Origin of the sequence: Caldanaerobius fijiensis DSM 17918, assembly GCF_900129075.1 — a bacterium.
GTDB lineage: Bacteria > Bacillota > Thermoanaerobacteria > Thermoanaerobacterales > Caldanaerobiaceae > Caldanaerobius > Caldanaerobius fijiensis.
Genome location: NZ_FQVH01000001.1, coordinates 58,604 through 70,287 on the forward strand (window position 1 = coordinate 58,604; position 11,684 = coordinate 70,287).

Sequence of the window (11,684 nt, forward strand, 5' to 3'; positions counted from 1 at the left end):
CTTTATAGCATCTCAATTCCATAATGGTCCGATTGAAACCAATATCGCCATGTATTCTTTCCAGCGAAATATCAAAATCTCAATTCCATAATGGTCCGATTGAAACTTGCCCTCACAGGCATACATTTTTCATCAAGCAGTTATCTCAATTCCATAATGGTCCGATTGAAACCCCAGTAAAAAATACTTAATATATGAGGGTTTTTGATACCCTCATATGGTATAAAATCATCGTCAACCTCAGGTGATGTAAAAAAGCTTGGATGTTGACATCTTTAACGATCATTATCTTTTAGTTTATCATGAATAGTTATTTATGTCAATATTTTACCACCAAATTTTTAGCCCTTCATATTTTTTTACGTCTGTAATATGTTTTATCAACTTATAACATTCCAGCCTTATCAACCTTCTATAACTTACATTTCTATCTAAGTCTTTATGGTGGATTATAGTATTTAACTTTTCATCATATTCTTTTAAAAAAATAGCTCTACCTTTATCACTTAAATAACACATATTGAGGTCTTTATCAAAGTGTTCCTCTTTTATCATGCCTTCATTTATTAACTTAAATATAACCCTATCCACGATTATCGGCTTAAAAACTTCACTTATATCTAAACTCAAAGAAAATCTCCTCTCACCTGGTTCGTGGAGATAACTTACAGTTGGATTTAACTGCGTATTATAAATTTCACTTAAAACTGTTGTGTACATAAGAGAATTGCCGAAAGATATTAATGCATTCATAGCGTTATCCGGCGGTTGTTTAACTCTTTTATCAAATTCAAATCTACCATTAGTTATTAAATTAAATGTTTCATAGTATATATCTCTTATTCTGCCTTCAGTTCCCATTAATTCGCTTATGCTATTTACTTTAGATATATTTTCTCTTTCCACCTCTATTCTTTCTATGTAATCCTCTAGATCTATCTTGCGATTATAATATTTAAGATTTTTAAGTATATTGTAGCTGGCCGCATCTACAAATTCCCTGGCTATTTGAAGCCGTGTGAAATTATTGAGGTATTTCTCTACCTGTTTAACCACCAAAAAACCCGAGAGCAAATATTCCCTTGGATAAAAGCTGCCGGTATAAAAGCCATAATAATTGAAAAGATGAACTGTCACGTTATTTTGTGCCAGGAAGTTTATAGCCCTGTTATTAAAATCTACTTCGCCGAAAATATAAATGGACTCCACATCGTTTATAGGTATAGCTTTTTTGCCTTCACTTCCCTCAAAGTATATAGTATTATCTTTTCGTGATATACGACCGTTACTCATTATATAATAATTCCTTTTCATAAGCACACCTCAACTCAGGCAAAGTTCATAATAACTACACTTTTTGCAGGCAGACTTGTTCAAAGGAGGATCTGGCTTATTGGCTTGCCTTATCTTTTTTATTTCCGCAAGAGCCTCCTCTAATACCTTCCTATCTTCATCGGTCAAATATAATTCCTCTTTCCTCTTATACAGCGGAAAGTGAACCACCGCCCGGACATTTTCTATTCCCTTTTTCTCAAGGTAGTAAATATAAAATAGTATCTGATACCTATCACCCTTATCCAACCTCTTTCCTTTTTTTACCTCATGAATTTCTGCATTTTCACCTACAAAGTCCAGCTTTATAGTATCATCTATCAAAACCTCCTTGTGTTCTCTTTCAAAGCTCTCATCGTGAATTTCTTTGCCGATTTCTACATCCACAGAATTTTGCTCCATATCCAGGCCATGGGTATAAAACCATAGCTGCCTTTTGCAGTAAAAATAATAGTTCACCTCAATACCGGTAATTTTCACCTCATTAGAGAAAAGCCCCATAATCAGGTATCACTTCCTTCAGCTTAGACTCATCAAACCCTATTTCAAATGAATATGGCAATTTGCATATCAAATATTTATGGTATTTATCCTCCAGATTTTTGAACAAATTATCTTTTGCTGACACATACCACCAGTACGGCACTTTAACAATGTTTTCATAATCTCTGCAATTCTCCACATTATCTCCTACCACATCTAATGGATATGCGTCGATCATTATATAATCATCGCTTCGAAGCTTAAATACATTTCCTTCCTCTCCCGCCCCTTCCCGGGTAATCTCTTTATAACTATAGCCGAACAAAGTCCCATCGTAAAAGAATGCTAGAAAATCTGTATAATCCAGCTTAAAATCTCTGTAAGCCATATCGCATATAGCTTTAATATCAGCATAAGTATACGGTTTATCTGTAAAACCAGCGTACGTCCTTTCTAACACCACCTTCACATCTTCATCCTTTTTTGAATTGACATAAGGTCTCATCGTATCAGTATTGTATAGATGTAAAATACACTGCAGATTATCTTTTAAGTAATGCTTTGCACCTCTGTTCAACCTACCGCCCCTCTGGCCTATGGCATCAGCAGGTGCCAGCTCGGTAAACATAACATCGCAAGATATATCAAGGCTTATTTCGATTGCCTGGGTGCTTACAAGGACATACGGCCTTTTATCCCTGTCTTGTAACAAGGCTTTATTCTTTTTTGACCTATCATGGCCTGTAAATCGCGAATGATATAATACTAGATTATCTGATGGCTCTATTACGTCCTTTAACCTCTTATATACCTCCTGAGCCTTTCTCACAGTATTTAAGATTATGTACTGCCTTATACCTTTGTGGTAATTGCTCCTGATCTCTTCTATTATATTGTCATTTATAGCAAAGTCGTTTTCTAATTTGTTCACTATACAATCATCGTGTTTTTTCACAATAAAAGGCTGATATTTGAGACCCTCACCATCTATCACGATCTCATAGCTTTTTCCTTCTAACGCGGCATTCTCTTCCAAATTTTTTTGGAGAAACTCCGGAAAGGTACCACTCATAAGGAGATGGGGTATTTTCATTTCCCGTAACAACGAAAACAAGCTGACGAGATGCCTCAAAGTATCCTTCTCATAATAATGAACTTCATCAAAAACTATACACGCTGTTTGTACATTACCCAGAGTAAAATCAGCCTGGCTAAAACCATGTATAAAGGAAAAAACTAAATGATCAATAGTCGTAACCATGATGGGTTTTAAAAAGACTTTTGACATAAAGTTCCGTTCTTCAGCCAGCTCTATAAGCTTTATATCATCTTCATCACTTACTCCTTTTAATTGCTCCTGATAATACAAAAGGCTCTTGCCGTGGTATACACCCACCTTTTCCTCACCATAAATCATCTTCAACCTCTCTGCCATGGCGTTGCTGGTTATCTGGGTAGGCATGGCAAAAATAAGCCTATTGATAAACCGCTGTTTTCTCATGTTTTCAGCCCAATATAATGCCCCTTCAGTCTTTCCCCTTCCACATGGCGCCAGCAGCATCACATAAGGACCAACATCACCCAACCGTTTCTGAAAATCCCTTGGATCTCGTCCACCAGTTATAGCGTTTTTATCGATTTCCGGATATGGAATGACATACTTACCGGCAGCATCATAGCTTAATATGGGACCAGTTATGTCCCAATCAGGATTATGTTCCTCAACATATTCTGAAAAATAGGCGCTGGAGTAATCATCGCATAGCTGCAAGAGCGAATACATGTAGCTATATACGGCTTTTAATCTTACTTTATCCTTAGCTTTCATATTCCTGCAAAAATCAACCCACTGGTTCTTTATGTGCCGAAATTCATCTATAAAATCTTTTGGAATAGGTTCACTCCTTACATGAACAGGTTTTATGGTTATCCCTTCAAATCCACTCAATCTAATAATTTCAGGAATATCATCTAAAAACCTGTTTATTTCGTCATAAAGGAGATGGGGTACATTAGAGACATTTTCGTAAATTCCCTGGTAAAGCTGGGTATGATGAGATAAAATCTGGCACAATGCCATAAACTCTTCGTCTGGAAAAGGACAATACTTGTCGTCAAGAGGCCTAAGTATATCCATCCCAGCTTCCTGTAACATCATAACTATATACACGGATATAAGGGGATGGGGATAATCTTTTGACGATTTCCCCATCCTTATATTCTCCTGAAACTCTTTTATCAATTTCCCCGTATCGTGAAACAACACTATTTCAAAGGTATTCTGGACAAATCTATTATAGTCCACATCCCACTTTCGGCAAAATTCCCGTACTGTCATTTCATTGGAATCAAAATATCTCTTTAATATCACCAGTCCATCTACTGTGTGGCCTTTTAGCGTCTGGAAAAACACCCTATCATTATATTCATGCCTTTTGGCTATATCCATACCCTTCACCTCAAAACAGCTGAACAAAATCATTTTTAAAGTAATAACCCTCTATAACTTTATTTAGCTTATACGGTAATTCATAAGGCACAGATATTGTAGGCGTGTAAATCAACGTATCTTTGTCCCGAAATTTATAGAGCAACTTTACCAGTTCACAGCCGTCACAAAGGCCCTCTATAATGGAATTTACAGTGTCAGATTGGCCTTTGACTACATCGGTTTTCTCTAGATCTTCAATCACGACCATATCGTCCGATTGGCCTATATAAAGCGGCCTTGCAGGGTTTATAAGTGCTTCATATATTTCATCTATTAAAGCGTCCTCTGCTTTTATGTATATTTTGTATTCAGGCATGACCATGAAATCTCTCCAGAACGGCGAAGTCCAGAAAGCTTTTATGTTATCTTTGGGGTTATTAACCGTTTTCAACATAAGCGCTTTTTCCTTTACAGGCCTTTCTATATAAACAGGTGCGACGCCTATCTCCATTATATCCTGCAAAGTAAAATCATCCCTTCTCAAACCCATCGCATTGGATATCATGCCCCTTATAGTAGTAAACGGCGGTACAGGAAACGTGCTCAAAGAGCTATTGGAGGTAGGCTTTCTGAATGCCGCAAAGTAAGGAGCTGACATTTTAAACATCAGGCCATTCATGCTATCACCTTATCTTTTCTTTTAATGCATTTATTGCCTCACCTGGTAATTTCAACTCAATACCCAGCTCACTTAATACCTCTTTCACCTCATCTAAATTATTCACAATACCCGATATGGCTCCAGCGACTATATAAGATCCATCCTCTTTCAACTGAATCAATATCTCTTTTAGCCTATCTGTATTTAAATTTTGCCTTTCATCTATTTCGATTGCCTTCTGAAGCCTATGATTATAGTTGGGCTGAAGGGAACACAATATAAAGTCCGGAGTGAAATCCGTCAATAGTCGAGCTTGTTTAGAATAGTCACTCATATTTTTCACCGCATCCAATACATGTATAATTCGCTTTAACCTTTCATCAGCGGGTACCAAGTCTTTTAACTCTATTGTCCTGCGGCCATTATCCTCATTTATTACCTCTTCTCTCCCTATCTTATAAACATCTATGGATATACCACTCCTATATATGTTTAGTCCCATCTCCACATTGACTATATCTCCTTTGAGATCGCCGCTATCTGTAGAAGATCTCTTCTTCCTTGTCAGAAAGTCAATAGTGCTGTTCTCATCAAAAGGAAGCAACCCCATAGCAGGAGCCACTTTCACCGGCGATACCCTGATCTTTGCGCCGCCCTTTTTAGACTCTTTTTTCTCAATGGTACTCATGTATCCAAAAAGGTCACACAGTTCGCATGAACTTACATCGCCGCAACTTTCACCTTTATCATTGGGTATACACGAACTACTGAAATCCGTAAGGCGCCTTATAGCCTCCTTCATGTAAAACCTCATGGCCTGCCCGCTGACATAAGGGTATTCCTCGCCCTTCCACTTGTACTTCTTCACATCAATGAGATTGCTTTCCCCTTCTCCTGAGTTAAGATTTGTAAGGGATGTCTTACTTAACCATGTCATTTCAATGCACTTCATATCCATCTCTAACTCCTCCCTATTTATTTGCTTTTGCAAAGTATTGATTCTGTCCTGTATAAGCGTAACTAAATACAGCTAATGTATTCTTAAAATCGTTAAATTCCTGAATCGACCAATCCCTGCTCACCAACAGTTCCGCAATCTTGGCCAGGGAAGCGGCATTCAAATATTCTCTATCCTCAAGGAATGTATACCTCCTGCCCACTTCTCTAAGAAGATCCAAAAGATCCGTCAGATTTCGAACCTTATCCAGCTTAAACAACAGGTTTGAGTGGTCCTCAGCAACCCTTGCTATTATCCTCGCCACCTGCTGTACCACTTTCAAATCATCTTCACTCAATTTCATCCTCTTCCACCTCCAGATATATACAAAATCATTTAAATTGTCATAAGCATCTTTATAAAAACGCACCATGTGCTTACCTCTGGGCGCCAATGCCTTTGCAAAGGCATCGTAATCATTGCTGAGAAAAGCCTCCGAGCATCTTTCTTTCAAATCTTCAGCCATATCATATTTCGGTGCCTGGCTTGCGGACTCTACAACAGATAAATTATTTATAAAAGAAGTGTAAATCTTTATGCTCTTCTCAATGCATTCTGCGATGACATCTATAACCTCCTGGTCGATGCCGATTTCCCTGGGCTTTATATCTCTCATATTACCCGAAGGTATCTGCAGCATAAGCCAGTTTCTAAAATACTCCACCCGAGTCTTAAACCTGCTTATCCTCTCTGCCTTATACTCCTGGGATAAAGCCTTTTCTAGAAAAGCCAACATCAAACTGCTACCGCCCTGGGTATAACCTTCTTTCTCCTCTTCGCCACTCTTAATAATTATTCTAACACTGGATGTAAACCTATCGGGATCAAGGCTATGCCTATACTTTTCTTTAAACTCAAACAAGCTATCAAGCCTCGATAATTCAGGTATAAATAAAAACGACCGATCCCCCTTATAGAGAAAAATATGCGTAGGGTCACACCATTCTAGAACACCTATCAAATAACACATAGGACATACATTATCGTAATATTCCGGTCTCGTTTTAGGAGCGTTTTCCGCTTCAATGTTGCTGCGCACCCCTGCCATAGATTTGTTACGAGTAATAAAGGGGTATACAGCCTGTTTCAATTTGTCCCAACGCTTCTGGTAAAGATACTCCTGCCCGCACAAGATACACACATCTTTTTTAAGCTTTTTGCCGGACGTAGCACCATATTGAACCAATACAGCTTTCAATAACTCTTGGATACCTTCTAATGTGTACGCCTTCTCTTTCAGAACATTTCTGCCATTGACTTTGCTACCATACTGAATACACACGTAATCCTTCTTCGTCCAATCAATGCTGCCATCATCATTTTGCTTTCTGACAAAAATATATGTATCGCTATCGGCAATAATCTTTCGTCCTAAAGCCCTTATAAAGTCTTCATCATTTTTTATATTCAATTCCACCCTATCGGGGAATACGCTACATTCAAAAATCCTGGGATCCTCTATCTCCTTAAGTATTCGGCATAAATTGGTAAGACCGTTATTAAGCCAAACATCATCTCTACTGTCAATAGTAATCAACACGCCCATCACCTCCTGCTGACTTTGGTTCTTCGCTACATTTCAATAATAACACACAAGATGGTCATATTATGTCACTATATAAAATTTGACGTAGAATTTTTTTCTTTACCTATAATTTTTTTATCAGCCCATTTTTGATCCCTGAATTTAAATATTATCACCGAGTCAGTTTCGGAATCTATTATCTTTTTTATAGAATTTTCTAATTTCAGAAGCTGCGCTTCTGTCAGCTCTCCCTCAAAAACCGAATTTTGAATCCAGTTTAGATACTGTCTGAAAAGTTTTAACATCTTTGCAACCCTTTTTTCCTCTACATCATATACCGCTATCACATACATTCTCCAATCCCACTCTATTTTTTCTGTCTATTTCAATCATGCCAAAACCAGCGCTATTTTTATCTCCCAGTCCACATTCATAAGCCACTTTTATAATCTCAGGATCCGCCTTTATAGTAAAAGGCGCAGAATAAGCCTTTACGGCCACGTTTTTAAACCATATCAATTTTCCTCTTGTATTGTTTAAATACTCTTTGTCAAACTGTATGTCTATATTCATATCTTCAGGAAGCCGATTGTGCAACAGATAGTACTTTCTTATAAGGTTGTTCTTTAAATTGTCAACAAATTTGCTGTCCCTTATATCCACATTTCTCTCCTTTTTTACATTGCCTATGACTTCCATAGTCGAGGTCGTTATTGGAGAGAGGCAGTAAAATCTCTCCTCTCTTGAAAACCTTACATCTTTTAGCAGATCCACATGATCGACAATAAAAAAGCCACCGCCAATTTTAACTCTTTCTGCTTTAAGAAGGGTATCAGACAAATAATACAAAAAATCAAGCCTTGGAGATCCTATATATAGCAAAGCATCATCCATGATTTTTATTTTCGATTCCTCCACGATGTATTTCTTTACTTTGAGCTGGGAAAAAGTAAACAACTTAAAGTGCCTAGAGCCCAATCTATAACCCTCATCGTGCAATTTGTCTGTAAATGCCTTATTCGACTTTGACAATAAATTATATATCATTGCTGTTATATAATAGTTGTAGTTAATATCAATAATCTCCATTTCATTTTCCGGTCTAAAACATATCTTTACGCGCATGAAAATACCTCCAGTTCATACTTGTTGCTATAGCCAAAATAAATTAAATTTAACTAATACTGTTGTCTATCTCGTGATAAATGTCCAGCGCCTCATTAAACAAACTTTCGAAATACGAACGCTGCTCTAAATATTCCTGAGTACCTTGTGGATCAGAGCCATGTACCGCTGCATTTCTTGTATACTCTAAAAGGTTAAAGACCTCTCCCACTCTCTCTGTTTTAATAAATTTTCTATCTCTAATACCTCTTATTTCTTCTTTTATCCTTCTTCTGATCTCTTCCCTTTTCTCATAATTTTGTTTATCGGGAATCTGATATATCCTTCCGGCCAGAATAATTAGAGCTTCATAAAGCAATACCAGTGCTTTTAAATACTGCTTTTTGTCAAAGAAAAATCTCGCCCTCTCTACCATCCTTTCGTCTAAATACTTTAACTCATATAACCTACTAAGTTGATTTTTTATACAAAACGCTGTTTCCCTTTTGTAGTTATCGCTTCCTTCTATTTTCTCTAATTCTTTTGTTATTTCTTTCAGCTCATTTCTTGGATTTCTATTTAATTCCAGCTTGAAATATGTATTTTCTCTGTTTGAAATTCCAAGATCTCTTAATATTTCAGGGAAATACCCTGAATTTTTATACAGGTCAAAGGATGTAGACAAGGAGAATAGTTCATTTATGAAGTCAATTTTTAAAACAGGTTTAACGACGTCTTTTGTCATATCCAGAGCCCCATAGTACACTTCAATGCTTTTAATATCTCGAAGGTATTTTAAGTACATCAGTGAGAAAGATAAAACAGTAGACATATGTCTAAAAGCATGAGTCATGTCAAAAAAGATTTTGTATTCATCTCCGATAGTTATAATATTTAACAGCTCGTTGATATAGGCCTTATAATCTAAAGGATCTACAGCGACAAGATTTACATGTAAAAATTTGCTTATATCGCGTTCCCATTGTTTCAACGTTGTGTCAGTTATTCCATTTTCCTCCTCGGCTAAAACTTTGTAATACATCTCTTCTAATTTTTCCTGTTGAACGCTATTTATTGCTTCAATAATTTCAGACCAAGTTGAGGTGTTTGTACCGAATACAATCCACTTGTCAATATTATAACCTCTACCTACCAAGTATCTATATAATGCTGAACCAAAAAAAGCTGTTTCATCGCTTATATATTCACCATTATCAAAACTGTATCTCGTTTTTATATATCCTTTACCACCATCTGGTTTTCTCCCACGCCCAATTAAAGAGATCATTATGTTTTTCATAATAAATCCTCCATTGACTGATATATCCTAAAGTTTATATTCTACATTGAGCATAAAATTCCTTCAATTCCACAATGATTGAACTGAAATAATATTAGTTAGTGTTAGTCTAATTGAAACTTCATGGCTATGGAAAAAAGGCAAGAATTCCTCACCTTCGCATGATCTTTATTCAATATTTATCAGATTATATCCAAACGCAAAACAAGCACCACTTTTCACAAAAAGTGGTGCTTGTCGTTAATCTAAAATGAGCGGCACAATCATGCCGCTCATTGTAACCTGATTTCAATTCCATAATGGTCCGATTGAAACGGAGACCTGAGGATAATAATACAGGTTGCCAGCAAATTTCAATTCCATAATGGTCCGATTGAAACTTGTAGAAGAATCTTGAAAGGGGGTGAAACTTTTAATTTCAATTCCATAATGGTCCGATTGAAACACTGGGATAAACACTCGAAAAAGTGTTTTCTCAGTCATTTCAATTCCATAATGGTCCGATTGAAACAAGGCAAAGGAAAGATATTGATTCCAACACGAGCCATATTTCAATTCCATAATGGTCCGATTGAAACGAAAAGTGATGAATGACAAATACAAATGCCCATATTGATTTCAATTCCATAATGGTCCGATTGAAACGAAAAGTGATGAATGACAAATACAAATGCCCATATTGATTTCAATTCCATAATGGTCCGATTGAAACATGGCTCGGTTGTTATATTGTTATAACCTTTAGCCCATTTCAATTCCATAATGGTCCGATTGAAACAGTGAGTTAGCGGATGATGGTTACTGGGCTAGGATTGATTTCAATTCCATAATGGTCCGATTGAAACACAAAGTCCCAGTCTATGCCCGCTTGATCTAATACAATTTCAATTCCATAATGGTCCGATTGAAACCCTCTAGTTCCTCAAGCTGCCGTTTCCTCAAGTAACTATTTCAATTCCATAATGGTCCGATTGAAACTCTTTCTCGACAACCTTTATGCAAACCTTCAGTCATTATTTCAATTCCATAATGGTCCGATTGAAACGGCACAGTTCCAACCGATCCAGGGATTGATATTGCCAATTTCAATTCCATAATGGTCCGATTGAAACACGAGAACGCTTGGCACTTTGGTCTCACGCAGAACGCATTTCAATTCCATAATGGTCCGATTGAAACATTTCCCATTGTGCTCCTGGCTCTATTACTCTCTTTATTTCAATTCCATAATGGTCCGATTGAAACATTTTTGATCATAGCGCAGTAGGGAGGAATATTTGAATTTCAATTCCATAATGGTCCGATTGAAACTAGTTATGTGTACGAAGATAATGTTGTTGAAATAGAATTTCAATTCCATAATGGTCCGATTGAAACTAGTAAGGTAGATTTTTTTGATATTGCTAATATACAATTTCAATTCCATAATGGTCCGATTGAAACAGCTCTACACCTCCTTTTATTGTTTTAGTATTTATTATTTCAATTCCATAATGGTCCGATTGAAACTGCCGCGATGGTAGCGGCCACATTGGATCTTCCTGTATTTCAATTCCATAATGGTCCGATTGAAACTGAGAAGCAAACTTGATGATTATGTTTTTATCAAAGAAATTTCAATTCCATAATGGTCCGATTGAAACATGTACTCATATGCAGTCATGCTAGAATCTCCCTGTATTTCAATTCCATAATGGTCCGATTGAAACCTGAAACATCGGCAGCAGCTTTCGGACAGCTAAAACAATTTCAATTCCATAATGGTCCGATTGAAACTCCACCGCAAGAGTAAAGGTTGCCACTGGAGTACCATTTCAATTCCATAATGGTCCGATTGAAACCTTGAGAATA

General features: G+C 36.8%; 9 protein-coding genes and 1 CRISPR repeat array (1 of these 10 cut by a window edge). All 9 genes read right to left on the reverse strand.

All coding sequences use genetic code 11. The annotated features are described in order from the left end of the window. Positions 1 to 327: 327 nt before the first annotated feature. On the reverse strand, positions 328 to 1,314 hold the full coding sequence (gene cas1b, locus BUB87_RS00305) for a type I-B CRISPR-associated endonuclease Cas1b (protein WP_073341097.1): 987 nt from the start codon (positions 1,312 to 1,314) through the stop codon (positions 328 to 330). Between the two features lie 9 nt (positions 1,315 to 1,323). Then, a complete protein-coding gene (gene cas4, locus BUB87_RS00310) occupies positions 1,324 to 1,833 on the reverse strand; it encodes a CRISPR-associated protein Cas4 (protein WP_073341098.1) in 510 nt (169 codons plus the stop codon). After that, positions 1,817 to 4,264: a CRISPR-associated helicase Cas3' gene (cas3, locus tag BUB87_RS00315; RefSeq protein ID WP_073341099.1), complete on the reverse strand. Its 2,448-nt coding sequence runs from the start codon at positions 4,262 to 4,264 to the stop codon at positions 1,817 to 1,819. The genes cas4 and cas3 overlap by 17 nt, the downstream gene beginning before the upstream one ends. A gap of 10 nt (positions 4,265 to 4,274) precedes the next feature. Next, entirely contained in the window at positions 4,275 to 4,925 is a 651-nt protein-coding gene (gene cas5, locus BUB87_RS00320) for a CRISPR-associated protein Cas5 (protein WP_026487334.1), read from the reverse strand. 4 nt (positions 4,926 to 4,929) lie between these two features. Further along, a complete protein-coding gene (cas7i, locus tag BUB87_RS00325) occupies positions 4,930 to 5,865 on the reverse strand; it encodes a type I-B CRISPR-associated protein Cas7/Cst2/DevR (protein ID WP_200792726.1) in 936 nt (311 codons plus the stop codon). Positions 5,866 to 5,878: 13 nt separating this feature from the next. Beyond that, complete coding sequence (locus BUB87_RS00330; RefSeq protein ID WP_073341100.1) at positions 5,879 to 7,444, reverse strand: hypothetical protein; 1,566 nt, start codon at positions 7,442 to 7,444, stop codon at positions 5,879 to 5,881. Between the two features lie 74 nt (positions 7,445 to 7,518). After that, on the reverse strand, positions 7,519 to 7,782 hold the full coding sequence (cas2, locus tag BUB87_RS00335) for a CRISPR-associated endonuclease Cas2 (RefSeq protein ID WP_073341101.1): 264 nt from the start codon (positions 7,780 to 7,782) through the stop codon (positions 7,519 to 7,521). Beyond that, positions 7,760 to 8,554, reverse strand: a complete 795-nt coding sequence (gene cas6 / locus BUB87_RS00340; RefSeq protein WP_073341102.1) for a CRISPR-associated endoribonuclease Cas6 — start codon at positions 8,552 to 8,554, stop codon at positions 7,760 to 7,762. Before cas6 ends, cas2 begins: the two co-directional genes overlap by 23 nt. Before the next feature lie 49 nt (positions 8,555 to 8,603). Next, complete coding sequence (gene csx2 / locus BUB87_RS00345; RefSeq protein ID WP_073341103.1) at positions 8,604 to 9,833, reverse strand: TIGR02221 family CRISPR-associated protein; 1,230 nt, start codon at positions 9,831 to 9,833, stop codon at positions 8,604 to 8,606. Positions 9,834 to 10,118: 285 nt separating this feature from the next. Further along, positions 10,119 to 11,684: direct repeats of the CRISPR family, unit length 30 nt; unit sequence ATTTCAATTCCATAATGGTCCGATTGAAAC; it runs 55 nt beyond the window's last position.